Source organism: Pseudooceanicola batsensis HTCC2597, assembly GCF_000152725.1.
GTDB lineage: Bacteria > Pseudomonadota > Alphaproteobacteria > Rhodobacterales > Rhodobacteraceae > Pseudooceanicola > Pseudooceanicola batsensis.
Genome location: NZ_CH724131.1, coordinates 286,893 through 312,509, shown reverse-complemented (window position 1 = coordinate 312,509; position 25,617 = coordinate 286,893). Strand labels below are relative to the sequence as shown.

Annotated in this window: 25 protein-coding genes and 1 pseudogene; 9 read left to right on the top strand and 17 right to left on the bottom strand. The window is 66.8% G+C overall.

The window, feature by feature from the left end; all coding sequences use genetic code 11:
* The first annotated feature begins 29 nt into the window (after nucleotides 1–29).
* Nucleotides 30–659 (top strand): choice-of-anchor C family PEP-CTERM protein, encoded by a 630-nt coding sequence (locus OB2597_RS05585; protein WP_040609144.1) that lies wholly within the window; start codon nucleotides 30–32, stop codon nucleotides 657–659.
* Nucleotides 660–754: 95 nt separating this feature from the next.
* Here OB2597_RS05585 and OB2597_RS22735 read toward each other — a convergent pair.
* Nucleotides 755–919, bottom strand: a pseudogene (locus tag OB2597_RS22735) (VPLPA-CTERM sorting domain-containing protein); the annotation flags it as partial.
* A gap of 202 nt (nucleotides 920–1,121) precedes the next feature.
* Between OB2597_RS22735 and uvrA the strand changes: the two are divergent.
* Nucleotides 1,122–4,013, top strand: coding sequence for an excinuclease ABC subunit UvrA (gene uvrA, locus OB2597_RS05580; RefSeq protein WP_009804552.1), 2,892 nt, complete (start codon nucleotides 1,122–1,124; stop codon nucleotides 4,011–4,013).
* 9 nt (nucleotides 4,014–4,022) lie between these two features.
* Here uvrA and OB2597_RS05575 read toward each other — a convergent pair whose 3' ends face one another.
* From OB2597_RS05575 to OB2597_RS05555, 5 genes are all read right to left on the bottom strand, one after another.
* A complete protein-coding gene (locus OB2597_RS05575; protein ID WP_148234680.1) occupies nucleotides 4,023–4,469 on the bottom strand; it encodes a hypothetical protein in 447 nt (148 codons plus the stop codon).
* A 68-nt stretch (nucleotides 4,470–4,537) separates the two neighbouring features.
* A complete protein-coding gene (locus OB2597_RS05570) occupies nucleotides 4,538–4,912 on the bottom strand; it encodes a hypothetical protein (RefSeq protein WP_009804550.1) in 375 nt (124 codons plus the stop codon).
* A gap of 70 nt (nucleotides 4,913–4,982) precedes the next feature.
* On the bottom strand, nucleotides 4,983–5,855 hold the full coding sequence (mmsB, locus tag OB2597_RS05565; protein WP_009804549.1) for a 3-hydroxyisobutyrate dehydrogenase: 873 nt from the start codon (nucleotides 5,853–5,855) through the stop codon (nucleotides 4,983–4,985).
* A 2-nt stretch (nucleotides 5,856–5,857) separates the two neighbouring features.
* Nucleotides 5,858–6,886 carry an enoyl-CoA hydratase/isomerase family protein gene (locus tag OB2597_RS05560; RefSeq protein ID WP_009804548.1) on the bottom strand — a complete coding sequence of 343 codons (1,029 nt, stop codon included), beginning with the start codon at nucleotides 6,884–6,886 and terminating at the stop codon, nucleotides 5,858–5,860.
* Complete coding sequence (locus OB2597_RS05555; RefSeq protein WP_009804547.1) at nucleotides 6,883–8,022, bottom strand: acyl-CoA dehydrogenase family protein; 1,140 nt, start codon at nucleotides 8,020–8,022, stop codon at nucleotides 6,883–6,885. The genes OB2597_RS05560 and OB2597_RS05555 overlap by 4 nt, the downstream gene beginning before the upstream one ends.
* 305 nt (nucleotides 8,023–8,327) lie before the next feature.
* Between OB2597_RS05555 and OB2597_RS05550 the strand changes: the two genes are divergently transcribed.
* Complete coding sequence (locus OB2597_RS05550) at nucleotides 8,328–8,882, top strand: VPLPA-CTERM sorting domain-containing protein (RefSeq protein WP_009804546.1); 555 nt, start codon at nucleotides 8,328–8,330, stop codon at nucleotides 8,880–8,882.
* Nucleotides 8,883–8,953: 71 nt separating this feature from the next.
* On the opposite strand, the gene OB2597_RS05545 is transcribed toward OB2597_RS05550, so the two are convergent.
* Both OB2597_RS05545 and OB2597_RS05540 read right to left on the bottom strand, forming a co-directional pair.
* The gene (locus OB2597_RS05545) at nucleotides 8,954–9,373 is read right to left on the bottom strand and encodes a hypothetical protein (protein WP_040609142.1); all 420 of its coding nucleotides are present in this window, start codon (nucleotides 9,371–9,373) and stop codon (nucleotides 8,954–8,956) included.
* 115 nt (nucleotides 9,374–9,488) lie between these two features.
* On the bottom strand, nucleotides 9,489–10,988 hold the full coding sequence (locus OB2597_RS05540; protein WP_009804544.1) for a CoA-acylating methylmalonate-semialdehyde dehydrogenase: 1,500 nt from the start codon (nucleotides 10,986–10,988) through the stop codon (nucleotides 9,489–9,491).
* A gap of 101 nt (nucleotides 10,989–11,089) precedes the next feature.
* Between OB2597_RS05540 and OB2597_RS05535 the strand changes: the two genes are divergently transcribed.
* The 3 genes from OB2597_RS05535 (at nucleotide 11,090) to coaD (ending at nucleotide 13,047) form a co-directional block, all read left to right on the top strand.
* Nucleotides 11,090–12,007: a LysR family transcriptional regulator gene (locus OB2597_RS05535; protein ID WP_009804543.1), complete on the top strand. Its 918-nt coding sequence runs from the start codon at nucleotides 11,090–11,092 to the stop codon at nucleotides 12,005–12,007.
* 28 nt (nucleotides 12,008–12,035) lie between these two features.
* Nucleotides 12,036–12,470: a CBS domain-containing protein gene (locus OB2597_RS05530; RefSeq protein WP_009804542.1), complete on the top strand. Its 435-nt coding sequence runs from the start codon at nucleotides 12,036–12,038 to the stop codon at nucleotides 12,468–12,470.
* An 82-nt stretch (nucleotides 12,471–12,552) separates the two neighbouring features.
* Nucleotides 12,553–13,047, top strand: coding sequence for a pantetheine-phosphate adenylyltransferase (coaD, locus tag OB2597_RS05525; RefSeq protein ID WP_009804541.1), 495 nt, complete (start codon nucleotides 12,553–12,555; stop codon nucleotides 13,045–13,047).
* Here the strand turns inward: coaD and OB2597_RS05520 are convergent.
* The 3 genes from OB2597_RS05520 to gap (OB2597_RS05510) form a co-directional block, all read right to left on the bottom strand.
* Nucleotides 13,013–14,011: an alpha/beta fold hydrolase gene (locus OB2597_RS05520; protein WP_009804540.1), complete on the bottom strand. Its 999-nt coding sequence runs from the start codon at nucleotides 14,009–14,011 to the stop codon at nucleotides 13,013–13,015. The two genes, coaD and OB2597_RS05520, sit on opposite strands and share 35 nt — an antisense overlap.
* A 28-nt stretch (nucleotides 14,012–14,039) precedes the next feature.
* Nucleotides 14,040–14,183 (bottom strand): hypothetical protein, encoded by a 144-nt coding sequence (locus tag OB2597_RS22235; protein WP_009804539.1) that lies wholly within the window; start codon nucleotides 14,181–14,183, stop codon nucleotides 14,040–14,042.
* Nucleotides 14,184–14,261: 78 nt separating this feature from the next.
* On the bottom strand, nucleotides 14,262–15,266 hold the full coding sequence (gap, locus tag OB2597_RS05510) for a type I glyceraldehyde-3-phosphate dehydrogenase (protein ID WP_009804538.1): 1,005 nt from the start codon (nucleotides 15,264–15,266) through the stop codon (nucleotides 14,262–14,264).
* A 175-nt stretch (nucleotides 15,267–15,441) separates the two neighbouring features.
* Between gap (OB2597_RS05510) and OB2597_RS05505 the strand changes: the two genes are divergently transcribed.
* Nucleotides 15,442–16,467 carry a serine hydrolase domain-containing protein gene (locus OB2597_RS05505; RefSeq protein WP_009804537.1) on the top strand — a complete coding sequence of 342 codons (1,026 nt, stop codon included), beginning with the start codon at nucleotides 15,442–15,444 and terminating at the stop codon, nucleotides 16,465–16,467.
* 106 nt (nucleotides 16,468–16,573) lie between these two features.
* On the opposite strand, the gene gap (OB2597_RS05500) is transcribed toward OB2597_RS05505, so the two are convergent.
* A complete protein-coding gene (gene gap, locus OB2597_RS05500; RefSeq protein WP_009804536.1) occupies nucleotides 16,574–17,575 on the bottom strand; it encodes a type I glyceraldehyde-3-phosphate dehydrogenase in 1,002 nt (333 codons plus the stop codon).
* A gap of 252 nt (nucleotides 17,576–17,827) precedes the next feature.
* Nucleotides 17,828–19,846 carry a transketolase gene (tkt, locus tag OB2597_RS05495; protein WP_009804535.1) on the bottom strand — a complete coding sequence of 673 codons (2,019 nt, stop codon included), beginning with the start codon at nucleotides 19,844–19,846 and terminating at the stop codon, nucleotides 17,828–17,830.
* A 259-nt stretch (nucleotides 19,847–20,105) separates the two neighbouring features.
* On the opposite strand from tkt, the gene OB2597_RS05490 reads away from it, so the two are divergent.
* Nucleotides 20,106–20,525: a hypothetical protein gene (locus OB2597_RS05490; protein ID WP_009804534.1), complete on the top strand. Its 420-nt coding sequence runs from the start codon at nucleotides 20,106–20,108 to the stop codon at nucleotides 20,523–20,525.
* Nucleotides 20,525–20,938, top strand: a complete 414-nt coding sequence (locus OB2597_RS05485; RefSeq protein ID WP_009804533.1) for a cell division protein ZapA — start codon at nucleotides 20,525–20,527, stop codon at nucleotides 20,936–20,938. Before OB2597_RS05490 ends, OB2597_RS05485 begins: the two co-directional genes overlap by 1 nt.
* Nucleotides 20,939–21,172: 234 nt before the next feature.
* Here the strand turns inward: OB2597_RS05485 and grxD are convergent, their stop codons facing one another.
* The 4 genes from grxD to OB2597_RS05465 all read right to left on the bottom strand — a co-directional run bounded on the left by grxD (nucleotide 21,173) and on the right by OB2597_RS05465 (nucleotide 25,465).
* Nucleotides 21,173–21,535: a Grx4 family monothiol glutaredoxin gene (grxD, locus tag OB2597_RS05480; protein WP_009804532.1), complete on the bottom strand. Its 363-nt coding sequence runs from the start codon at nucleotides 21,533–21,535 to the stop codon at nucleotides 21,173–21,175.
* Between the two features lie 61 nt (nucleotides 21,536–21,596).
* Entirely contained in the window at nucleotides 21,597–21,830 is a 234-nt protein-coding gene (locus OB2597_RS05475; protein WP_009804531.1) for a BolA family protein, read from the bottom strand.
* 89 nt (nucleotides 21,831–21,919) lie between these two features.
* Complete coding sequence (gene purL, locus OB2597_RS05470; protein ID WP_009804530.1) at nucleotides 21,920–24,079, bottom strand: phosphoribosylformylglycinamidine synthase subunit PurL; 2,160 nt, start codon at nucleotides 24,077–24,079, stop codon at nucleotides 21,920–21,922.
* Between the two features lie 462 nt (nucleotides 24,080–24,541).
* Nucleotides 24,542–25,465 carry a LysR family transcriptional regulator gene (locus tag OB2597_RS05465; protein WP_009804529.1) on the bottom strand — a complete coding sequence of 308 codons (924 nt, stop codon included), beginning with the start codon at nucleotides 25,463–25,465 and terminating at the stop codon, nucleotides 24,542–24,544.
* Nucleotides 25,466–25,617 lie beyond the last annotated feature (152 nt).

The window sequence follows — 25,617 nt, the reverse complement described above, 5'->3', positions numbered from 1 at the left end:
TATTCGCCAGGTCTTATCCGGAGTAACAAATGTTCCATAAATTCCTCATGGTTGCCGCCGCAGCCATTGCGGTCGGTACCGGTGCTTCCGCCGCGACGATCGTCAACGGGGGCTTCGAAAGTGGCTCCGACGGATCCGATGTCTTCAGCGTCATCGGCTCGGGACCTCTGCCCGGCTGGACGGTCGCGTCCGGCAATGTCGAAATCATCTCGAACAACTATTGGGAGTCTGCGGAAGGCGGGTATTCGCTGGACCTCGACGGCGTTCTCGTCGGGTCGATCTTCCAGGACGTCACCGGTCTGAACGTGGGCTCGGTCTACCGGCTCGGCTTCGCCATGTCGTCGAACCCGAACGAAGGGGTCGTCGTGCATACCCTCGGCGTGAACGCGGGACCGGCCTACCAGACCTTCACCCATACCGCGACCGGCTCGCTCCAGAACATGGAGTGGACCTACCACTCGCTGGACTTCACCGCGATGAGCTCGGTCGAGCGGGTGATGTTCACCAGCATCTCGGGCGGCACCTCGGCTGCCGGTCCGGCGCTTGATGACGTCACGCTCGAGTTGATCTCGACCCCCAAGGTGCCGGTTCCGGCATCTGCGCTACTTCTTGTGACCGCGATCGGTGGGATCGGGGCGGTTCGCCGCCGCAAGTCGTAAGCTTTCCTGCAGCTGCAACACGACGGCCGCCCATTTCGGGCGGCCGTTTCGTTTGGGTGGGCAGGACGGTCCCGCGGTTTTCCCGAGCGGCGGCGGCGAAGCGCGCCGAAACCGGCAACACCGGCGCCGAGCAGCAGGGCGCTTGCCGGCAGCGGCACGGTCGGAGGCGCATAGAAGGCCGCGTCGCGGTGGCCTCGTCGGTCGCCATGGGCGAAACGACGTCGGAACCGCCCGTGGCCGCGAAGAACCGGACCTTGCATCCGCCTTCGGCGTCTCGTCGGTTTGTTGGGGGAGGTGGCGGTTCGCTGATGGGGCCATGTTGCGCCGCGAAATCCGGCGGCCGTCACGATGTGTCGGGAATGTGAGACCAAGCTGCGCCAAAGTTCGCGCAATGTTCTTCTTTTGCACTTGGAACACGGCCTGACGTAAACTATTTCTTAGCCATTCATCGCCGGGGGGCACATGGCCGAGCTGAAACATATCGAGGTGCGCGGCGCGCGCGAACACAACCTCAAGAGCATCGACGTCGACATTCCGCGCAACGAACTTGTTGTGATCACGGGCCTTTCCGGTTCGGGCAAGTCGTCTCTGGCCTTCGACACCATCTATGCCGAGGGTCAGCGCCGCTATGTGGAATCGCTCTCCGCCTATGCGCGCCAGTTCCTCGACATGATGGAAAAGCCGGATGTGGACTACATCTCCGGCCTCAGCCCCGCGATCTCCATCGAGCAGAAGACCACGTCGAAGAACCCGCGCTCCACCGTTGGCACGGTGACCGAGATCTACGACTACCTCCGCCTGCTCTTCGCGCGCGTCGGCACGCCCTACAGCCCCGCCACCGGCCAGCCGATCGAGGCGCAGCAGGTCCAGGACATGGTCGACCGGGTCATGGGGATGGAGGAAGGCACGCGCGGCTATCTCCTCGCCCCGATGATCCGGGACCGCAAGGGCGAGTACAAGAAGGAGTTCCAGGAGCTTCGCAAACAGGGGTTTCAGCGGGTCAAGGTCGACGGCGCCTTCTATGAACTCGACGAACCGCCCGTTCTGGACAAGAAGTTCCGCCATGACATCGACGTCGTGGTCGACCGCATCGTGGTCCGCGAGGGGATGGAGACGCGGCTCGCCGACAGTTTCCGCACCGCGCTCGACCTTGCCGACGGCATCGCCATTCTGGAAACCGCCCCGCGCCCCGACGAGACCGGTAACGAGGGCGAGCCCGAGCGCATCACCTTTTCGGAGAAATTCGCCTGCCCGGTCAGCGGGTTCACGATCCCCGAGATCGAGCCGCGCCTGTTTTCCTTCAACGCCCCCTTCGGCGCCTGCCCGGATTGCGGCGGCCTCGGGGTCGAGCTTTTCTTCGACGAACGGCTGGTCGTGCCCGATGCGGCCCTGCGCATCGCCGACGGCGCGCTGGCCCCCTGGCGCAAGGGCAAGAGCCCGTATTTCCTCCAGACCATCGAAGCCATCGCGAAACACTACGAATTCGACAAGAAATCCCGCTGGAAGGATCTCCCGCCCCATGTCCAGCAGGTCTTTCTGCACGGCTCGGGCGACGAGGAAATCCAGTTCCGCTACGACGAGGGCGGGCGCGTCTATCAGGTCTCCCGCACCTTCGAAGGCGTCATCCCCAACATGGAACGCCGCTACCGCGAGACCGACAGCGCCTGGATCCGCGAGGAATTCGAACAGTATCAGAACAATCGCCCCTGCGGCACCTGCGACGGCTATCGCCTCAAGGCCGAGGCGCTGGCGGTCAAGATCGGCCGCAAGGGCGACGATCTCCGCCACATCGGCCAGGTGGTCGAGATGTCGATCCGCGAGGCCTATGACTGGTGCCAGACCGTGCCCGACGCGCTGACCAACCAGAAGAACGAAATCGCCCGGGCGATCCTCAAGGAAATCCGCGAACGCCTTGGATTCCTGAACAATGTCGGGCTGGAATACCTGACGCTTTCGCGCAATTCCGGCACGCTATCCGGGGGCGAGAGCCAGCGGATCCGCCTGGCCTCGCAGATCGGGTCGGGACTGACGGGGGTGCTCTATGTCCTGGACGAGCCCTCCATCGGGCTGCACCAGCGCGACAACGGACGGCTGCTGACGACGCTCAAGAACCTGCGCGATCAGGGCAACACGGTCATCGTCGTCGAGCATGACGAAGAGGCCATCCGCGAGGCCGACTATGTCTTCGACATCGGCCCCGGGGCAGGGGTCCACGGTGGCTCGGTCGTGTCCCACGGCACGCCCGCACATATCACCTCCGACACCGCCAGCCTCACCGGACAGTACCTCGCCGGCACGCGCGAAATCGCGGTGCCCGCGCAGCGGCGCAAGGGCAACAAGAAGAAGCTGACCGTGGTCAAGGCGACCGGCAACAACCTGCGCGAGGTCACGGCAGATTTTCCGCTGGGCAAGTTCGTCTGCGTCACCGGCGTCTCGGGTGGCGGCAAGTCGACGCTGACCATCGAGACCCTGTTCAAGACCGCCTCGATGCGGCTCAACGGCGCCCGACAGACGCCCGCCCCCTGCGAGACGATCAAGGGGCTGGAACATCTCGACAAGGTCATCGACATCGACCAGCGGCCCATCGGCCGGACACCGCGTTCCAACCCGGCCACCTACACCGGGGCCTTCACGCCCATCCGCGACTGGTTCGCCGGCCTGCCCGAGGCGAAGGCGCGGGGATACAAGCCCGGGCGCTTCAGCTTCAACGTCAAGGGCGGCCGCTGCGAAGCCTGCCAGGGCGACGGTGTCATCAAGATCGAGATGCACTTCCTCCCCGATGTCTACGTCACCTGCGAGACATGTCAGGGCGCGCGCTACAACCGCGAAACGCTGGAAATCAAGTTCAAGGGCAAGAGCATAGCCGACGTTCTCGACATGACGGTCGAAGACGCGCAAGAGTTCTTCAACGCTGTCCCCTCGATCCGCGAGAAGATGGACGCGCTGGTCCGGGTCGGCCTCGGTTACATCAAGGTCGGCCAGCAGGCCACGACGCTTTCGGGCGGCGAGGCGCAGCGGGTCAAGCTGTCCAAGGAACTCTCGAAGCGTTCGACCGGCCGCACGCTCTATATCCTCGACGAGCCCACCACCGGCCTGCATTTCGAGGACGTGCGCAAGCTGCTGGAAGTGCTGCACGAACTCGTCGAACAGGGCAACACGGTGATCGTGATCGAGCACAATCTCGACGTGATCAAGACCGCCGACTGGATCATCGACATCGGCCCCGAAGGCGGCGATGGCGGGGGCGAGATCGTCGCGACCGGCACGCCCGAGGATGTGGCGCAGGTGGAACGCAGCCACACCGGCCGCTATCTGCGCCCCATGCTGGAAAACGGGCGGGTCGCCGCAGAATGAGCAGATTGATCAGCGGCGCGAGATATGCGGATTGACGTAGTCCAGCACCCGCCGCGACCTGAGGATCGCGCGGTAAATCTCTGATCCGTGGCTGAAATAGGTCCAGCCGTCGCGCGGCCGGGGCAGGCCGTATCGCAGCGGGTTCATCAGGACGAGCACGTCCGCGGGCAGCGTGTCGCCTTCCGAGAACGTTGGTTCCGGTACCTTGTTGCGCCGTGCCATGATCCGCTTGAAGGTGGAGTCCCGGTCTGTTTCCTCGTTCGCCACCTCGCGCTCGGGGACGGTCACGAAACGCGAGATGATTTCGGACCCGCGGGCGTTGCCGTCCTCGTTCGGGCCGACATAGATGCATTTCACGCGCAACCCTTCCGTGGCGCATTGCGCACCGGCGGGGCCGGCAACGCCCAGCATCGCCAGTCCCACAAGGACAGGTCGGGTGATCGCGTATCGCAGCATCTCGGCTTGCAGTGTGCCACGGCCGGGCGCGTGAAAAAAGCGCCCGTGCCATCCGGTCGGGGAAACAGTCAGTTCAGCACGCGCGCGGCCGCCCCGATCAGGGCCAACACGTCATGCGTCTCGCGGTCCACCTGGTAGACCTGTCCGGCGATCTCGTAATAGGTGCCATACGGGTCGAGACCGTAGCGACCGGGATCGCGTACCAGCACATAGCGCGTGCCGAACCCGTCATCCTGCAACCGGTCGCCGATATCCAGCCGGTGTGTCTTGGCCTGGCCCGGCGGTACGCAGGCGGGGGACTTCTTCGCCAGGCCCGGCGGACATCCCTTCGCCTCGATGACGGGCACCGGATCGCGCGCGAAGGGGGGGGCTCCGGCGCCTTCGGCCAAGGCGGCGCCGGGAACCGCCGCGAGGGCGACGAGTATCGGGAGAAAGCGGGTCATGTGAGGCCTCCTTTGCATCCGGACAATTCCGGGGCCCCACATGTGGTTCCCGCGTGCGGCAGGCGCCCGCTCAGCCGCGCCCGCGCTTTTCGAACCGGGGGAGCATGGCGCTGAAGTCGCGGCCCGCGCCGTCCTCCTGCTCCACGAAGCGTTCGTAGAGCGCCAGCGCCGCCTCTCCCATGGGCGTGTCCGCGTCCGCCACCTCGGCCGCCTGCTGCGACAGGCGCAGGTCCTTGAGCATCAGATCAGCGGCAAAGCCCGGCTGATATCCGTTGTCCGCAGGCGACTGCGGGCCGATCCCCGGCGCCGGGCAGTAGGCGTTCATCGACCACGAATATCCGGACGAGGTCGAGACGACATCGAACATCGCCTGCCGGTCCAGCCCCAGCTTGTCGGCCAGGGCGAAGGCCTCGCAGGTGACGATCATCGTCGCGCCCAGGATCATGTTGTTGCAGATCTTGGCCGCCTGCCCATTCCCCGACGGGCCGCAATGCACCGCCTTCTGTCCCATGACGTCGAACAGATCCTTCGCTTTGCCGAAGGCCGCCTCGCTGCCGCCGACCATGAAGGTGAGCGTGCCGCCCTGTGCCCCGCCGACCCCGCCCGAGACCGGCGCGTCCAGCGGAAGCAGCGATGCGTCCACGGCCTGGTCCGCCACGGCCCGCGCGCTCTCCACATCCACGGTCGAGCAATCGAGGAAAACGGCCCCCTGGCGCATCGCGGGAACGATCTCTGCGGCGACCGCGCGCAGGATCCTGCCGTTCGGCAGCATGGTGATGACCACCTCCTGGTCCGTCGCGGCCTCGGCCGCGCTGGCGGCCATGGTGACGCCCTGGACCGAGACATCGGCCATGTCGAAGCCGGTCACGACGTGTCCGGCCCTGGCCAGGTTGGCGGCCATCGGCCCGCCCATGTTGCCCAGGCCGATAAATCCGATATTCATGCTCATTCCTCCTCGAATGTCAGCTCGTGCGACAGCGGGGCCAGCATGGCCTCGGCGGCCGCTGTGTCGACCGGCCCCTCTCTCCACTGCGGATTGCGGTCCCGGTCGATGATCTGCGCGCGGATGCCCTCCAGGAAATCCCCGTGCTCCATCGACCGCGCGGTGTAGCGATATTCCAGCCGCAGCGCCTCGCGCAGGTCGGTGACGCCCGCCAGCCGGTCCAGCATGGCAAGTGTCACCGCCATCGCAAGGGGAGAGTTCCGGCGCATCGCCTTCAGCGTGGCCGCCGCGAATTCCCCCTCCGCCGCCTCCAGCCGGTCCATGATCTCGGGCAGGTCGCCCCGGAACAGCCGGTCGATCTGCGCCTGTTCCGCCGCCAGCGGCGCCTCCTGGTCCGGCACCTGCGCGGCGGCGAGGCAGGCCGGATCGCCGCTTTCCTCGATCTCGGCGGTCAGGCCGGCCCAGCGATCGCGCGGGATGCAGAAATCCGCAAACCCGGCGCGGATCGCGTCGCCGGGACCCATCCGGGCCGCGGTCAGGCCCAGATAGGCCCCCAGCCGGCCGGGCGCGCGCGCCAGCAGCAGCGAGCCGCCCACATCCGGCACCAGCCCGATCCCGCATTCCGGCATGGCGATCTGCGTGCCGCCCTCGACCACCCGATGCGACAGGTGGCAGCCGACGCCGACCCCTCCGCCCATCACGAAACCCTGCATCAGGCTGACGATCGGCTTGGGGAAACGTGCCAGGCGCGCGTTCATCCGGTACTCGTCCCGCCAAAACCGCTGGCCGAAGGCGAAATCCCCTGCCTTGCCGGTCTCGTAGAGTTTCTGGATATCGCCGCCCGCGCAGAATGCCTTGTCGCCCTCGGCGTCGATCACCACGACGCGGACGCGGTCGTCCCCGGCCCAGTCCCGCAGCGCGGCGTCGATACCCATGGCCATGTCATAGGTCAGTGCGTTCAGAGCCTTGGGGCGGTTCAGCGTGATGCGCCCCGCCCGGCCCACGACACGGATGTCGATCCCTTCGCTCATGCCGCCACCATCTGCCGGGCCACGATCAGGCGCATGATCTCGTTCGTGCCCTCGAGAATTTCATGCACCCGAAGATCGCGCACCAGCTTTTCGATCCCGTAATCCGCCAGATAGCCGTACCCGCCGTGCAGTTGCAGGCACTGGTTCACCACCTTCGATCCCGTCTCGGTCACGAACTTCTTGGCCATGGCGCAGAACTTGGTCGCATCCGGCGCGCCCTGGTCCAGCTTCCACGCCGCCTGCCGCAGGAAGGTCCGCGCCGCCTGCAGCTCGATCTCCATGTCCGCCAGCCGGAACTGCAACGCCTGGAACTGGTTGATCGGCTGGCCGAACGCCTTGCGCTCGGCCATGTAGGCAAGCGTCATGTCCAGCGCCGTCTGCGCCGCGCCGAGCGAACAGGCCGATATGTTCAGCCGTCCGCCGTCCAGCCCGACCATCGCATAAGTGAATCCCTTGCCCTCTTCTCCGATCAAGTTGGCAGCGGAAACATCGCAATTGTCGAACTGCACCTGGCGCGTCGGCTGGCTCTTCCAGCCCATCTTCTGCTCCAGCCCCCCGAAGGAGAGCCCCTCGGCCCCGTCTTCCACGTAGAGGGTCGAGACGCCCCGCGGGCCTTCGGCCCCGGTGCGCGCCATGACGACGTAGGCGTCGGAATATCCCCCGCCCGAGATGAAGGCCTTGGTGCCGTTCAGCCGATACCCCTCGTTCGTGCGTTCCGCCCGCGTCCGCAGCGCCGCGGCGTCCGAGCCCGAACCGGGTTCCGTCAGGCAGTAGGAGAGCACCGTCTCCATCGACACGACGCCCGGCAGGACCCTGTCGCGGAATTCCTGAGAGCCGAAACTGTCGATCATCTTGGCGCACATGTTGTGGATCGACAGGAAGGCCGCGACCGAAGGACAGGCCATCGAGAGCGCCTCGAACACCAGCGTCGCATCCAGCCGCCCCAGCCCGGCGCCGCCGTTCTCTTCGCTCACGTAGAGCCCGCCGAACCCAAGCGCGGCGATCTCGGGCCAGAGTTCCTTGGGAATGGATTCCGCTTCCTCCCAATCCCGCGCGTGGGGCGCGATCCGCTCCTGCCCGAAGGCCTTGGCCATCTCGAAGATGGCCTGTTGTTCGTCAGTCAGGGCAAAATCCATGTGAGTCTCCTTGCGTGGCCGACCGGCGCTGACGCGGCCGCCGTTCTTCTTTTGGTTGTGCGCGGCGCGTCGCCGTACACCCTGGCGCAGTCTGCGCACCGCGATTTCGCGGATAATCGGTGGCAATGCGCAGGCCGGAGGCTGTTTGCACGCCGCCGTCTCTTGATTTCTGCGGAAAAACAGTTTAACCGAACTTTCATATTTGTAGATGCGTCGCGCGCGTCGGTATCGGTTTCAGTCACTATAGCACCGCCGCTCGCCATAATTCCCATTTCCTTCGCTCTGCTTCTTTGGAGGAGCCTCAGATGAAACTTATGAAGACCATGGTTCTTGCTGCCGGCATGGCAATCGCAAGCTTGGCGTCCACGTCCACCGCCTCGGCGGCCGTTGCCAACTGCAGCACGCTCGGCCCGAACCTCAGCTACTACGATTTCGATAGCTGCATCATCACCGGTTCGAACGGGCATGTGGGCAAGTACCCGTCGCTCAGCGGTACCGTTTCTGCCGTATTCGGGAGCGCGATCACGCTCAATCAGGCTGACAGCCACGTCCAGGCCGGTGGCGGCGACAGCAAGAGCGAATTTCCCGGTGGTTTCACCGAACTCACGCTCACGCAGCAGCTGCTGGATGATTTCGTTTTCATCCATTTCAAGAAAAGCACCAACGTCCATCTGTTCGGCCTGGCTGGTCTGAGTGTGGGCGACAAGCTGGTTTCGGCCATCGGCTCCGATATCAGCCACTGGGGCGCTCTCGCCGGCACGGTTCCGCCTGCACCGCAGGTGCCGCTGCCAGCCTCGGGGCTGCTGCTGATCGCGGCTCTCGGCGGGGCCGGTGTGGGGCTGCGCCGCCGCAAGGGCTGACGCCATCGCCAGGAAACTCCGAGAGCGGGGGCCTTCGGGTCCCCGTTCTTCTTTCGCGCAGGCCGTGCCCCTCAGGCGTCCTTCATCGGCAGATCGGCGAACTGCGTCTCCTTGACGCCCAGCAGGGCGAGCGCCTCGCCCTCGTCCTGGGTCAGGATCGGCACCACGCCGTTCAGCCCCTCCCAGGATCGGATGATCGACAGCGCCATGGCATAGCCGATCCGCGTCGGCGCATAGTAGACCGTCAGCGACCGGTGCCCCTCGGTCATGATAAAGTCGGCCTTGGCCGCCTGCAGCTTGATGAGGTCCGGAAAGTTCCGCTCGTAGTCGTCGATCCGCGACAGATCGATCAGATGGTTCTGCCCGGGGCGGAACAGCGGATCCTGCGCATATGCCAGAAAGGCCTCGGCCGTTTCCTGCAGCGTCGCCAGACCCCAATAGCGGATGTAGACGAGGCCGATCTCGGGCAGGATTTCGTAGCGCAATGGCATCAGCAAAGCTCGGGCTGGGGCGGGCCGTCCACGGTCGGCCCGCCCTTTGAGCATATTTGTTCCCCTGGTTCAATCCTAGGTCCTTTGCAGGTACACTGTGTTTCCGCTCAGGGGGTTAGTCCATGGCCTTGAAGTGGAACTCGCCGCCCTCCTTGAGCCCCGAGGGCCAGCGCGCGGTGACCGTCTTGGTCCGCGTGTAGAACTTGAACGCGTCCGGCCCGTGCTGGTTGAGATCGCCGAAGACCGACTTCTTCCAGCCCCCGAAGGTGTGGTAGGCCAGCGGAACCGGGATCGGCACGTTCACCCCGACCATCCCGATGTTGATCCGGTTGGCAAAGTCGCGGGCCGTGTCGCCGTCGCGGGTGAAGATCGCGGTGCCGTTGCCGTATTCGTGGTCCATGGCCAGGCTCAGGGCCTCTTCATAGCTCTGCGCGCGGACGGTCGACAGGACGGGGCCGAAGATCTCCTGCTTGTAGATGTCCATGTCCTTTGTGACGCGGTCGAAGAGGTGCGCCCCGACAAAGAACCCGTCCTCGTAGCCCTGGAGGCTGAAGTCGCGCCCGTCCACCACCAGCTCGGCACCCTGGTCGACGCCGGACTGCACCAGCCGCAGGATGTTCTCCTTGGCCGCCGCCGTCACGACCGGACCGTAATCCACGTCGTCGCCGGCAGTGTAGGGGCCGACCTTCAGCTTTTCGATCCGGGGCACCAGCTTTTCGATCAGCCGGTCCGCCGTCTCGTCGCCCACGGGCACCGCGACCGAGATCGCCATGCAGCGTTCGCCCGCCGCACCATAGCCCGCGCCGACCAGCGCATCCGCCGCCTGGTCCATGTCGGCGTCCGGCATGACGATCATGTGGTTCTTGGCGCCGCCGAAGCATTGCACGCGCTTGCCCGCCGCGCAGCCGCGCGAATAGATGTATTCGGCGATCGGGGTCGAGCCCACGAAGCCTACGGACTGGATCACCGGATGATCCAGGATCGCGTCCACGGATTCCTTGTCGCCGTTCACGACCTGCAGGATCCCCTTCGGCAGTCCGGCTTCCTCCATCAGTTCCGCCAGCATCAGCGGCACCGAGGGGTCGCGCTCGGACGGCTTGAGGATGAAGGCGTTGCCGCAGGCGATGGCCGGGGCGAACATCCACATCGGGATCATCGCCGGGAAGTTGAAGGGCGTGATGCCCGCCGTCACGCCAAGCGGCTGACGCATGGAATAGATGTCGATGCCGGGTCCGGCGCTGTCGGTATACTCGCCCTTCAGCATCTGCGGCGCGCCGATGCAGTATTCCACCACCTCGAGCCCGCGCTGGATGTCGCCCTTGGCATCGGGAAAGGTCTTGCCGTGCTCGCGGCTGAGCGCCTCGGCCAGCTTGTCCATGTCGCGGTTGAGCAGCCCGACGAAGGCCATCAGCACGCGCGCACGGCGCTGCGGGTTCACCGCGGCCCAGGCGGGCTGCGCGGCGGCGGCCACCTCGACCGCCCGGTTCAGCTCGTCCGTCGAGGCCAGCGGCGCCTTGGCCTGCACCTCGCCGGTGGCCGGGTTCATGACATCGGCAAAGCGGCCGGAGGCGCCAGATACATGGGCGCCGTCGATATAGTGAGTCAGTTCCTGCATGGAGTCCTCCGTCTTTGACCCGCAGGATAAGGTTGCGTACCAGTCCGCGACAGGGGAAATAGGGCAAAAAGGTTTTGCATTTCTGCAAGGGTAGGGGCTGCATGCATTGGGATGACCTGCGAATTTTCCTTGCCGTCGCGCGCGACGAAAGCCTCTCGGCGGCAGGGCGGCGCCTGCGGATCGACCCGGCCACCGTGGGTCGCCGCGTGGGACGGCTGGAACAGGAGACGGGCGCCGCCCTCTTCGTCAAGTCGCCGCAGGGCTATGCCCTGACCGATGCCGGGCAGCGTCTGCTGGATCACGCCCAGCAGGCGGAACAGGCGGTGCTGGCCGCGCAGGAGGGCATCGCCGGGCAGGCGGGCGGCCTGTCGGGGCAAATCCGCATCGGCGCGCCGGACGGGGTGGCGAATTTCCTGCTGCCGCAGGTCTGCGCCCGGATCCTCGACGCCAACCCCGAGCTCGAGATCCAGATCGTCGCCCTGCCACGGCTCTTCAACCTGTCCCGGCGCGAGGCGGACATGGCCGTCACCGTCAGCGCGCCGACCGCGGGTCGGCTGCTGGTGCAGAAGATCACCGACTATCGCCTGCACCTGGCCGCGTCGCACGATTACATGGCCCGCCACGACCCGATCGCGGCGCTGCGCGACCTGAAGGCGCATCGCATGGTCGGCTACATCCCCGACATGATCTTCGACCGCGAACTCGATTATCTGGGCGAACTCGACGCAGGTCCGGTGCCGCTGGCGTCGAATTCCGTCCTGGTTCAGCTTCACTGGCTTCGGCAGGGGGCGGGCGTGGGGATCGTCCACGACTTTGCGCTGCCCTCGGCGCCCGAACTGCGCCGCATCCTGACGGATCAGGTCGCGCTCACCCGCAGTTTCCACCTGGTCCGTCATGCCGACGATGCGCGCCTCGAACGGATGAACCGCCTGGCAACCCTTCTGGCCGAGGGACTCCGGCAGGAAACGGCCCGGCTGGAAGCCGAACTTGACAAAATGTCGCAGGGGTCGGACGCTTGAGCCAGGCTTGTCCAGAGGAGGAACGGCAATGATCGTACAGCAGATCCTGAAATCGAAGGGCGCGGACGGGGTCGTCACGGTCACACCCGACACGCCCGTGTCTCAGGTCGCGCAGGTTCTGTCCGAAAATCGTATCGGCGGCGTCGTGGTATCGACCTCGGGCGACACGGCCGAGGGGATCCTGTCGGAGCGTGACATCGTCCGCGCGCTGTCCCGCCGCGGACCCACCTGCCTCGAGGATCGGGCCGAAGAGATGATGACCCGCGATCCGGTCTGCTGCCAGCGCCGCGACACGGCCGACGAGGTGCTGCGCCGCATGACTGATGGCCGGTTCCGCCACATGCCCGTGGTCGAGGACGGCAAGCTCATCGGCATCGTCACCATCGGCGACGTGGTCAAGGCGCGCCTGAACGAACTCTCGATGGAGCGGGACGCGCTGGAGGGCATGATCGCGGGGCACTGACCCAAAATAGCAATTCGCGCCTCTTGCATTTCCCGGCGCAATAATGTTGCGTGCCCCGAAATTGCGGCAGCGAGAGGACGCCATGCGCACCGGACTGTATCCCGGAACGTTCGACCCGATAACGCTCGGACATCTTGATATCATCCGGCGCGCCACGGCGCTCGTCGACCGGCTGGTGATCGGCGTGGCGATCAACCGGGACAAGGGGCCGCTCTTCGATCTCGAGGATCGCGTCTCGATGATCCAGAACGCCTGCGAGGACATGCAGGCCGAGACGAATACCGAAATCGTCGTCCACCCGTTCGAGAACCTGCTGATCCACTGCGCCCACGACGTCGGCGCGACGCTCATCGTGCGTGGGCTGCGCGCCGTCGCAGATTTCGAATACGAATACCAGATGGTCGGCATGAACCGTTCGCTCGACAGTTCGGTCGAGACCGTCTTCCTCATGGCCGACGCCAAGCGTCAGGCCATCGCCTCGAAGCTGGTCAAGGAAATCTGCCGCCTCGACGGGGATGTCAGCAAGTTCGTGACCCCGGCGGTCAACGATAAACTTCGGGCGAAGCTCGGGAAATGAACTTGCGGTCCTTCATCGCCTCGGCGGCGGTGCGGACAAAGGATATGCAGTCCTCGGGGCGGGTCACCGGCAGCATGTGACCGCCCTCGATCAGTTTCAGACCGATCTGCGGATGCCGCCTGACCAGCACTTCGCCATGATGCTCGTGGTCGAGGATCCGGTCCTCGCGCCCGAAGAGCACCCGCACGGGAACCGCCAGCCGCGCGTATTCCCGCGCCATAGCCGGCAGGTCGTCGGCGCTGGCGCGGAAGTCGACGCTGGCGTGATAGTACCCCTTGGGCCGGATGGCGAGCAGCCCGCCCCCGCGCACGGGAAACTCGGGCGGGATCTCGTCCGGGCCGAAGACCTGCTGGCGCACCGGTTCGGGATGGCGCAGCATGTGCGGCACGGCGGTCGTCCACGACAGGACCTTGCGGTAGAAGTCCGACCGCACGTCATAGCCCGAAAACGCCCCGGGCACCTCCTTCATCGGCAGCGTCAGCGGTGCGAGCAGCGCCAGCCCCCGCACGAGATCGGGCTTTTCCAGCGCCAGCGCCAGCGCGATCGCACCCCCCAGCGAGTGCCCCACCACCAGCGGATTGTCGAGTTCGAGCCGCTGGATCACCTCGGCCACCTGGCGCGCCTGCGCCCGGATGTTGGCGGGCCCGTCCTCCGCCCGGTCGGAATGGCCCGACCCGGGCCGGTCGATCGCCACCACCCGGAAATCCCGCGCCAGGTCGTCGATCATCCCGCAGTCGAAATGCCCCAGGTTGCCCGCCAGACCGTGGATCATCAGGATCGCCGGCCCCTCGCCGCAGTCCAGGTAATGCAGCCGGCCGGTCGAGATCGTGGTGAAGGCCCCCCGCGGCGGCACCTTGCGCTCGAACTGCCGCGCCTTGACGTAGGTGAAGGCCACATAGCCCAGTGTCATCAGGACATAGAGCGCCAGCAGCAGAAGAATGAGGTTCGGCAGGTAATCCAGCATGATCTATGTCGCGTCAGTCTGATACGGCTTAGCGCCAAAACGCGACCCATTCCAGCAGATCGGAAAACTTTTTCGCCAGGAACAGGCTGTTGTTCAGACCGAACATCTGCCAGTCCACCACAAGCAGGCCGAGGATCAGCACCGCCAGTCCGATCGCCACCTTATTGGTCATGCCCGCCTCCCGCTGCCCGGGAGGGCTATGCATGACACCCCGCGCCGGATCAAGCCCGGCGGAGGTCCGGGCGGGCGTTCAACCGATCAGCCGGCCCATGACCGCCGCCACATCCGCCATCCGGTTGGAAAAGCCCCATTCGTTGTCGTACCAGGCCAGCACCCGGACCATCCGCCGGTCCAGCACCCGCGTCTGCTCCAGCGCGACCGTGGCCGAGACGGGCGAATGGTTCAGGTCGACCGAGACGAGCGGCGCCTCGGTCACGGCGAGGATGCCCGCAAGCGGTCCCTCCGCCGCGGCGGCGAAGGCGGCGTTGATCTCTTCCGCATCCGTGTCGCGGCCGGCATCGAATGTCAGGTCCACGCACGACACGTTCGGCGTCGGCACCCGCACCGCCACCCCGTCGAGCCGGCCGTCCAGTTCCGGCAGCACCAGCCCCACGGCCCTGGCCGCGCCGGTCGAGGTCGGGATCATCGACATCGCCGCCGCCCGCGCGCGGTAAAGATCCTTGTGCCCGGTATCCAGCGTCGGCTGGTCGCCGGTATAGGCATGCACCGTGGTCATGAAGCCGCGCTCGATCCCGACCGTGTCGTGCAGCACCTTCGCCACGGGCGCCAGGCAGTTCGTCGTGCAGGAGGCGTTCGACACCACGAGATGATCGCCCGACAGCGTATCCTCGTTCACCCCCATGACCACCGTCGCGTCCGCGCCCTTGCCGGGGGCCGAGATCAGCACCCGCGCCGCGCCCGCCTCCAGATGCGCCGCCGCCTTCTGCCGCTCGGTGAAGATGCCGGTGCACTCCAGCACGACATCCACGTCCTTCCAGGGCAGGGCGGCGGGATCGCGCTCGGCGGTGACGCGGATGCGGCCGCCTCCGGCATCGATCCAGTCCTCTCCCGAGGTGATCTCGCCCCCGAACCGCCCGTGCACACTGTCGTACTGCAGCAGATGCGCGTTGGTCGCGGTCGGGTAGAGATCGTTGATGGCGACGACCTCGACGTCCCTCCGGCCGCTTTCCGCGATGGCGCGCAGGATGTTGCGCCCGATGCGGCCGAATCCGTTGATCGCAAGAGTGGTGGTCATGGCAGTCTCTCCCCCTCGGAATTCGCGATGTCCGTTAACGCTAACATAGCACTCCCGTTCCGGCTTGACCAGCACCAGGGTGCAGGGGCAGCGACCCGGCCCGCACACGCGGACGTGAGCCGCTGCGACCGCTCGCGCCCTTGATCCCCTTCGCCGCGCCCGCATCTTGCCCGCCATGCCCTCCGCCCGCCGTCCCCGCCCGACCCGCCGCGCCGTCCTCGGCTCCGGTCTCGCCTTCGCCGCCACCGCCGGACAGCTGCCCGCGCAAGAGGCCCCCTGGTCCCGCGTGGCCGAGGCCGCGCGCACCCATGACCAGCTCCACGCCATCCTCGTCGCGCAGCGCGGCGAAACCGTCCTGGCGCAATCCTTCCGCGGCCCGGGGCTGGATCGTGTCGCCAATATCAAGTCGGTCTCGAAATCGGTCGTCGCCCTGCTGCTCGGCGTCGCGATCGAGCGCGGGCATCTGCCGGGCGTCGGCGCCCGGCTGGCCGATGTGGCGCCCGGGCTGATCCCCGCCGATGCAGAGCCGCGCGTCGCCGACATCACGCTGCGGGATCTCGTCACCCTCCGCGCCGGTCTCGAACGCACCTCCGGTCCGCGGTACGGGGCCTGGATCGCCAGCGGCGCCTGGGTCGCCGACGCGCTCTCCCGCCGCTTCGTGGCCGAGCCGGGCGGGCGGATGCTCTATTCGACCGGATCGACCCATGTGCTGGGCGCGGTCCTCTCCGAGGTCACGGGCGAGAGCCTCCTGACCCTTGCGCGGGACTGGCTGGGCCGCCCCCTCGGGATCGAGATCCCGCCCTGGACCCGCGATCCGCAGGGCCGCTACATGGGCGGCAACCAGATGGCCCTGACCCCGCGCGCCATGCTCCGCATCGGCGAAATGGTCCGCAACCGGGGCCGCCACGCGGGCACGCAGGTCGTTCCCGCCGACTGGATCGCCCGCTCGCTGGAACCGCGCGGCCGTTCTCCCTTCTCGGGCATGTCCTACGGCTACGGCTGGTTCCTCGGCGGGCGGGGCGACGCCCGCCTCGTCCTCGCCCGCGGCTACGGCGGCCAGGTCATCGCCATCCTGCCCGACCTCGCTGTGACTTTGGCCATCACCTCCGACCCCACGCGGCCCGCCCGCTCCGCCGGATACTTCGGGGATCTCATGGACCTCATCCAGGGCCCCGTCACAGAGGCCGCCCGCCGCGCATGACAAAGGGACCCGCAGGCCCCTGAACTTCTTTTTGCCGGAAATATCCCGGGGGGTGAATTGGGCCCGCCAGGGCCCAAGAAGGGGGCGGCGCCCCCTCCGCCCGGTTTCAGATCAGCCGGCCCATGGCCGCGGCGACATCCGCCATGCGCGCCGAAAAGCCCCATTCGTTGTCGTACCAGGCCAGCACCCGGACCAGCCGCTTGCCGGTGACCTTGGTCTGGTCCGGCGCGAAGATCGAGGACTGTTCGGTATGGGTGAAGTCGATCGAGACCTTCGGCTCGGGATCGTACCCCATCACGGCGCCCATATGGCCGGCCACTGCCTCGCGCACCACCTCGTTCACGTCGTCCTCGGTCACGTCCTTCTTCGCGACGAAGGTGAGGTCCACGGCCGAGACGTTCGGCGTCGGCACGCGGATGGCCGAGCCGTCCAGCTTGCCCTTCAGGTCCGGCAGGACCTCGCCAAGCGCCCTGGCCGCGCCGGTCGAGGTGGGGATCATCGACATGGCCGCCGCCCGCGCGCGGTAGAGATCCGAATGCCGCCGGTCCAGCGTCGGCTGGTCGCCGGTGTAGCTGTGGATCGTGGTCATGATGCCGCTCTCGATGCCGATGGCCTCGTTCAGCACCTTGGCCAGCGGCGCCAGGCAGTTCGTCGTGCAGGACCCGTTCGAGATCATCACGTCCTCGGCCACCAGGTCGCGGTGGTTCACGCCGTAGACGATGGTTTTCTGCACGTTCTTCGCGGGGGCCGAGATCAGCACCTTCTTGGCGCCGCGCTCCATGTGGACCCTGGCCTTTTCCCCGTCGTTGAACTTGCCCGTGCACTCCAGCACCACGTCGCAGCCCGACCAGTCCAGTTCGGCCGGATCGTAGGTCGAGAAGACCTTCATCGGGCCGCGCCCGATGTCCATCGTGTCGCCGGCGACCTTGACCTCGTTGCCGAAGCGGCCGTGCACGCTGTCGTACCTGAGCAGATGCGCATTGGTCTCGATCGGGCCGGTCGCGTTCAGCTTGACCACCTGCACGTCGTTGCGCGCCTTCTCGGCGATATGGGCGAGGGTGCAGCGGCCGATCCGGCCAAATCCGTTGATCCCGAGCGTGACGGTCATTGCGGCATCTCCAAAATGATTTGGTCCGGTCTATACCCGGGCAATGCGTGAACCTTAAGGGAAAAAGGCCAATTTGCACAGTATGTTAGCGATAAACCGGCCTGTTGGCGCTAACCCGTCGGAGGGTTGGCGCTAACAGGCCCCGCCGGCTTTCTGCGCCTGCGAAACAATCCTGCACCCGGGGGCGCACTGGCGCCATCTTCCGAAAGCGCGGGCAGAATCGGCCGGAGCGGGGCGCAGGCCCCGCCGCTGTCAGAGCAGGTCCTTCGCCGCCTGCACGACGCCCTCGGCGGTGATGCCGAAATGCTCGAACAGGACCTCGGCCGGGGCCGAGGCGCCGAAGGACGACATGCCGACGAAGGCCGCCTTGGCCTCGCGCCCGCGCTCGCCCAGAAGCCAGCGGTCCCAGCCCATGCGGACCCCGGCCTCGACCCCGATCCGCACCGGGCCGGCGGGCAGCACGCGCTTGCGGTAGGCCTCGGGCTGCGCGGCGAACAGCTCCATGCAGGGCATCGAGACGACGCGCGTGCCGATCCCCTCGGCCTCCAGCGTCGCGCGGGCCTCCATGGCCAGCGACACCTCCGACCCGGTCGCGATCAGGATCACCTGCCGTTTGCCCGCCTCGGCGTCCGCCAGCACATAGGCGCCCTGTTCGGTGAGGTTCTTCGCCTTGTGCTGCTGGCGCACCGCCGGCACGCCCTGCCGGGTCAGCGACAGGACCGAGGGCGTTCCGCCCTGCGTCAGCGCCAGTTCCCAGGCCTCGGCGGTCTCGACCACGTCCGCCGGGCGGAAGACCAGCGTGTTCGGCGTCGCGCGCGAAATCGCCAGGTGTTCCACCGGCTGGTGGGTCGGCCCGTCCTCGCCCAGCCCGATGCTGTCATGCGTCATCACGTAGACCACCGGCTGCTGCATCAGCGCCGAGAGGCGCATCGCGGGGCGGGCATAGTCGGTGAAGCACATGAACGTGCCCGAATAGGGCCGGAGGCCGCCATGCAGCGCCATGCCGTTCATCGCCGCCGCCATGCCGTGTTCGCGGATGCCGTAATGCACGAAGCGCCCGTCGCGGCTGTCGATGTCGAAGATGCCCAGATCGCCGGTCTTGGTGTTGTTCGACCCGGTCAGGTCCGCCGATCCGCCCATGGTCTCGGGCATCACCGGATTGACCACCTCGAGCACCATCTCCGAGGCCTTGCGCGTCGCCACCTTGTGCCGCGCCTCGGCGGCCTGCTTCTTCAGCGCCCGGATCACCGAGGTCAGCTTCTTCGGGGCCTCGCCCGCCATGGTCCGTTCGAACTCGGCCCGCTTGCGGTCCGAGACATCGGCCAGCCGGCCCTCCCAGGCATAGCGGTCCTCGGTGCCGCGCCGCCCGATCTCCTCCCAGGCCGACTTGACCTCGGCGGGAACCTCGAAGGGGCCGGTCGTCCAGCCATAGGCCTCCTTGGCCGCGGCCAGCTGGTCGGCATCGGTCAGCGCGCCGTGCCCCTTGGCCGTGTCCTGCGCCGCATGGCCCAGGGCGATATGCGTCTTGCAGGCGATCATCTGGGGGCGCGTGCCCTTCTTCGCCCGGGTGATGGCGGCGTCGATCGCCTCGGGGTCGTGGCCGTCGATCTCCTGCACGTCCCAGCCCGAGGCCTGGAAGCGCGCGACCTGATCGGTGCGGTCGGCCAGGCCGACCTCGCCGTCGATGGTGATGTTGTTGTTGTCCCAGAAGACGATCAGCTTGGAGAGCTGCTGGCGCCCGGCCAGCGCGATGGCCTCCTGGCTCACGCCCTCCATCAGGCAACCGTCGCCGGCGATGACATAGGTGTGGTGATCGACGAGCTTCTTGCCGAACCGTGCCCGCAGCGCCTCTTCGGCGATGGCGAAGCCGACCGAATTCGCGATCCCCTGGCCGAGAGGTCCGGTGGTCGTCTCGATCGCCTTGGCGAGGAAGTTCTCGGGGTGCCCCGCCGTCCGCGAGCCGAGCTGGCGGAAGTTGCGGATCTGCTCCAGCGGAAAGTCCTCGTAGCCCGTGAGGTGGAGAAGGGAATACAGCAGCATCGACCCGTGGCCCGCCGAAAGGATGAACCGGTCGCGGTCGTGCCAGAGCGGGGCCGAGGCGTCGAACTTCAGGTGTTTGCCGAACAGCACCGTCGCCACGTCGGCCATCCCCATGGGCATGCCGGAATGTCCCGAGTTCGCGGCGGCCACCGCGTCGAGGGTCAGGGCGCGGATCGCGGTCGCCTTCGACCAGTGATCGGGATGGGCGGAACGGAGGGCAGCGATATCCACGGGCGACGGCTCCTTTGGGTGCTTGGGGCGATGATCGCGGTGAATAGCAGCCGCACCGCCAGTTGCAAGCGGCCCTTGGACCACCGCCGCCGCGCCCCGTTCCCGCGAAACCGATTTATCCCGTGGTTACAGACAGATTTGGGCAATCCTTCATGTTTTGGATAGAGTTGGGCAAAATCGCGCGACTCCGGCGATTCGCTCAGGCGGATCGGCAGGCGCGGACAAGGACGCGGCAGGAACGACAAGAGGCGGCCCGGGAATGAGTGAAATCGATGAGCTTCAGCGCCGCCTGGCGGTCGCGATGGACCGGATCGGGCAGGGGATCGGCGCGATCGGCGAGCCGCGCCCCGCGCCGGGTGCGGATGCCAACGCGCTGGAGGATATGAGGAAAGCCCTGGCCGAGGCCCGAGCGGCCCGGACCGGCCTGGAAACCCGCCTGGCCGAGCTCTCGGCCGAGGTCGACCGCCTGCGCCAGACGAACGAGAACCTGCTGGAACTCAGCCAGGCCCTGCGCGCCGCCAACGAGGCCCGCCTCGGCGACGCGGAACTGATCGACCGGACGATGGCGGCCGAACTCGAGTCCCTGCGCGCCGCCCAGGCCGTGAGCGAGGCCGAGGCGCGCGCCATCCTCGATGCGCTCGCCCCTCTGCTGGCCGAAACCCCGAAGGAGACCGCCTGATGCCCGAACTCGAGATCCTGATCGGCGGGCGCGCCTTCGAGGTCGCCTGTCAGGAAGGCGAGGAACATTACCTCCAGTCCGCCGCCGAGATGCTGAATGTCGAGGCCCAGACCCTCATTGCCCAGACCGGCCGGATCCCCGAGGCGCGGATGCTGCTGATGGCGGGCCTGATGCTGGCCGACCGCACCGCCGGCGTCGAGGACCGGCTGAAGGTGGTCGAGGACGAGGCCGAAGCCCTGCGCGCCGAGATCGACCGCCTGAACGCCGCGTTGAAGCGCGCCGAGGCGCAGCCCTCCGCATCCCCCGAACGCGTCGAGGTGCCGACCCTCCCCGAAGGGCTGGCCGCCAACCTCTCCGCGCTGGCGGACCGGGCCGAACGCCTGGCCGACGAGGTCGAGGCCAAGGCGGGCTGACGGTCCTTCGTCCCCGCCATCATCCCCGGGCCCGACCGGAGCATCTCCGGCCGCCCGTCGCCCCCGCAGCCCGAAGATCCTCCGGTCAAGCCGGAGGATGACGCACCGCCCGCAAGGCACCGGCCGCCCGACGCCACCGTCGTCCCCGGGCCCGACCCGAGGATCTCCGGACGCAGTGCGCCTGTCAGTTCACTGGAAGATGTCTCACCGACCCGGCGGGCCGGTCCGTGCCCGTCAGGCGTTTGCCGCCCGGATCTTCTCGGCCGCGTCCTTGTCGTAGGTCACTCCGTTCGCCTCGAACAGCGTGTCCAGCTCGCCCGAAAGGGTCATCTCGGTCACGATGTCGCAGCCGCCCACGAACTCGCCCTTCACGTAGAGCTGCGGGATGGTCGGCCAGTCGGAATAGTCCTTGATCCCCTGCCGGATGCCTTCGTCGGCCAGCACGTTCACGTCGGAATAGTCGACGCCCATGTAGTTCAGCACCCCGGCCACGCGGGACGAGAATCCGCACTGCGGCATCTCCTTGGTGCCCTTCATGAACAGCACGACATCATTGGCTTTCACGGTCTCGTCGATGGAGGTCTTCACGTCGGTCATTCGGTCGATCCTTTCGGTCTGCGCCCGCCCGGGCGGACGGCGATCAGGGGGCAGGGCGGCCTCAGGGCGCCCGCGTGGTCAGGGCCAATGCGTGCAACTCGCCCGCCGGGCCGTCCATCTTGCCCTTGAGCGCGGCATAGACCGCACGCTGCTGCTGCACGCGGTTCTTGCCGCGAAAGCTCTCGTCGATCACCGTGGCGGCGAAATGCTGGCCGTCGTCGCCCTGCACCTCGATCGTCGCATCGGGAAAGCTTTCGCGGATAAGGTCTTCGATGTCCTGGGCCTGGATGGGCATGAAACGCCTGCTTTCTGTCTTCATTGCAGATGTAATCCGCGCCTTGCGCCGTTGCAAGGCGTTGGCGCGGCTGTCGTACCGGCCCGATCTCAGCCGAAGGTTTCCCCGAACGTTCCGCGATACAGCGCCGAAAGCTCGGCGAGCGGCGCTGCGCTGCCGCCCAGGCTGACCGTCTCCCCGGTAAAGCGGCCGACGCTGCGCAGCGGCACGCGGGCGCGCCCGGCGGCCACCATCAGCGCCTCGGCCTGGTCGAAGTTGCAGGCCACGAGGTACCGGCCCTGGTCCTCGCCGAAAAGCTCGCCCTGATCGCTGTCGTCCAGGACCACGCCGACGCCCGAGGCCTCGGCCATCTCGAAGGCCGCGAGCGCAAGGCCGCCGTCCGAAAGATCGGTGCAGGCCTTGATGAACTCCCGGTTCTCGAGGATGAAATCGCCCGCCTTCCGCTCGGCCTCGAGGTCGACCGGCGGGGCGTCGCCCTCGATCCGGCCGAAGACCTCGGCCAGCAGGGCGGACTGGCCCAGATGCCCGCGCGTCTCGCCGATCAGCAGGGCGACATGCCCCTCGCGCGCGATCCCGGTGATGGCATTGTCGATATGGTCGATCAGCCCGACCGCCCCGATGGTGGGCGTCGGCAGGATCGCCTGTCCGTCCGTCTCGTTGTAGAGCGAGACATTGCCCGACACGATCGGCATGTCCAGCGCCTTGCACGCGGCGCCGATCCCCTGGATCGCGCCGACGAACTGGCCCATGATCCCCGGCTTCTCGGGGTTGCCGAAGTTCAGGTTGTCGGTCGAGGCGAGCGGCCTGGCCCCCGCCGCCACGAGGTTCCTGTAGGCCTCGGCCACCGCCTGCTTGCCGCCCTCGACCGGGTTCGCCCGGACATAGCGGGGCGTCACGTCAGAGGTGAAGGCCAGCGCCTTGTCGGTGCCGTGCACCCGCACGACGCCGGCGCCGAAGCCCGGGGTGCGCATCGTGTCGGCCATCACCTGGCTGTCGTATTGCTCATAAACCCACTGGCGCGAGCAATAGTTCACCGACCCGATCAGCGCCTTCAGCCCGTCGATGGGATCGACCGCGGCCACCGGCTCCAGCGCCTCGGCCTCGGGCGTCGGCTCGTGCGGGCGGTCGTATTCCGGCGCCATCGACGACAGTTTCGACAGCGGGAGGTCGGCCCAGGTCTTGCCCTGGTGCAGGATCAGGAACCGGTCTTCCTCGATCGTCTCGCCGACGATGGCGAAATCCAGGTCCCACTTGTCGAACACCGCCTTGGCCTCGGCCTCCTTCGCCGGGTCGAGCACCATGAGCATCCGCTCCTGGCTTTCCGACAGCATCATCTCGTAGGCGGTCATGCCCTTTTCCCGGCAGGGCACGCTGTCCAGATCCAGCTGGATCCCGAGGCCCCCCTTGTCGCCCATCTCGACCGCCGAACAGGTCAGCCCCGCGGCCCCCATGTCCTGGATCGAGATCACGGCGCCGGTCTGCATCAGCTCCATGCAGGCTTCCATCAGGCGCTTTTCGGTGAACGGGTCGCCCACCTGCACCGTGGGGCGCTTTTCCTCGATCGTCTCGTCGAACTCGGCGCTGGCCATGGTGGCCCCGCCGACCCCGTCGCGCCCGGTCTTGGCGCCGAGGTACACCACCGGCATCCCCACGCCCGACGCGGCCGAGTAGAAAATCGCGTTCGCATCGGCAAGGCCCGCGGCGAAGGCGTTCACCAGACAGTTCCCGTTGTAGGCCGGGTCGAACCGCACCTCGCCGCCGACCGTCGGCACGCCGAAAGAGTTGCCGTAACCGCCCACGCCCTCGACCACGCCATGGACGAGCTGGCGGGTCTTCCAGTGATCCTTTTCCCCGAAGGACAGCGAATTCATCGCCGCGATCGGTCGCGCGCCCATGGTGAAGACGTCGCGCAGGATGCCGCCCACGCCCGTCGCCGCCCCCTGGTAGGGTTCGATGTAGGAGGGGTGGTTGTGGCTTTCCATCTTGAAGACCACCGCCTGGCCGTCGCCGATGTCCACGACACCGGCATTCTCGCCCGGTCCGCAGATCACCTGCGAACCCTCGGTCGGCAGGGTGCGCAACCAGCGTTTCGAGGACTTGTAGGAACAATGCTCGTTCCACATGGCCGAGAAGATGCCCAGTTCGGTGAAGGTGGGTTCGCGGTTCAGGATGCGCAGGATCTCGGCATATTCGTCCGGCTTGATCCCGTGGCCCGCGATCAGCTCTTCGGTGATGGCCGGTTCCTGCATGATGTCCCCCGTCTGCTGGCTGCGCCTCCTTTACGATAGCTGGCGCAGGGGGGGAAGGGGGCAGGGGCCGGCCGGTAAGGTTCCTGCAGGGCGCCCGGCGCCCCGTGCCTTCCAGCAAGGGCCGCGTTCGTTTCGCGGCCGGGGCAAAGGCCGGAACCTGCGGGAAAAAAAGCCTGCTCGGCAGAGGGGCGGGGGGGGCACCCCGGGCGCTGTCCGCCGGTTGACGTGAGGTCGGCGGGCGAATCCCGCGCTGCGCCGCGGCGTTACCGTCCGCGGCCAGAACCGCAAGCGGAAAGAAAAAAGGCCGGACATAAAGTCCGGCCAAGTCCAACAGGGAGGTATGATGATGATGAAGCGCTAGGCATCATCACCGTCGAAAGCCGAAATAAGAGCCGCCCCCGAGTCGCGCAAGTTCCAAATTGCCGCAGGTGCATCAACCCTGCTATGCGCGTGGCGCAGGGCTTACGAGGCGGCCGCGGCCTCGTCCGGGCGCTGTTCGCGCAGCCGGCGGCGGTGCGTGATGATCTCTTCCTGCACGAAGTCGCGGAAGGCCGCGATCCGCTTGGAATGGCGCAGCTCCTCGGGGAAGGCCAGGAAGACGGGAACCTCCTGCGACTCGACCCCCGGCAGCACCCGTTCCAGCGTCGGAAAATCCTCGACCAGGTAGTCGGGCAGCACGCCGATCCCCAGGCCGTTCAGCACCGCCTGCAGGGCGCCGAAATAGTTGTTCACCGTAAGCAGTGAGCTGACGTCATAGCTCATCAGTTCCTGCACCAGCTGCGCCCCCGCCGCCACCTGCGCCGCCGAGGTGTTCTGACAGATGAGACGATGGCGGCTGATCTCCTCGATCCGGGAGGGGCGTCCCGCGCGGTCGAGATAGTCGGGCAGCGCGTACATCCGCATGCGCAGCGACATCAGCCGCTTGCGGATCAGGTCGGCCTGGCTCGGTTCCTTCATGCGGATGGCCACGTCCGCCTCGCGCATGGGCAGGTCCAGCACCCGCTCTTCCAGCATCAGGTCGATCTTCAGATCGGGGAACTTCTCGTAGAGCTTGGGCAGGCGCGGGGCCAGCCACAGGGTCCCGAACCCGGTTGTGGTGGTTACCCGCAACTCGCCGAAGACCTCTTCCTCGCTGTCGCGGATCCGCGCGGTCGCGGTGTCCAGCCGTTTGGCCATGGCGCGGGTGGCGTCGAACAGCAGTTCGCCCTGTTCGGTGAGAATCAACCCCCGCGCGTGACGATGGAAAAGGGTGGTGTTCAGCGATTCCTCCAGCCCGCGGATCTGGCGGGAAACCGCCGATTGCGACAGATGAAGCGCATCGCCGGCATGCGTCAGGCTGCCCGCATCGGCCACCGCGTGAAATATTCTGAGTTTATCCCAGTCCATAACCGAAACTATCCATTCCCAGGGACCGCTGGTCGCGAAATCAATGGTCAGATAGACCCTATGCCCCGTCAGGTTAAGTGTTTTTCAAAAAAACAGCGAAATTGGTCATATATCATGACCCATTCTTGGGCTATCATTGTGACGGGAGGCGT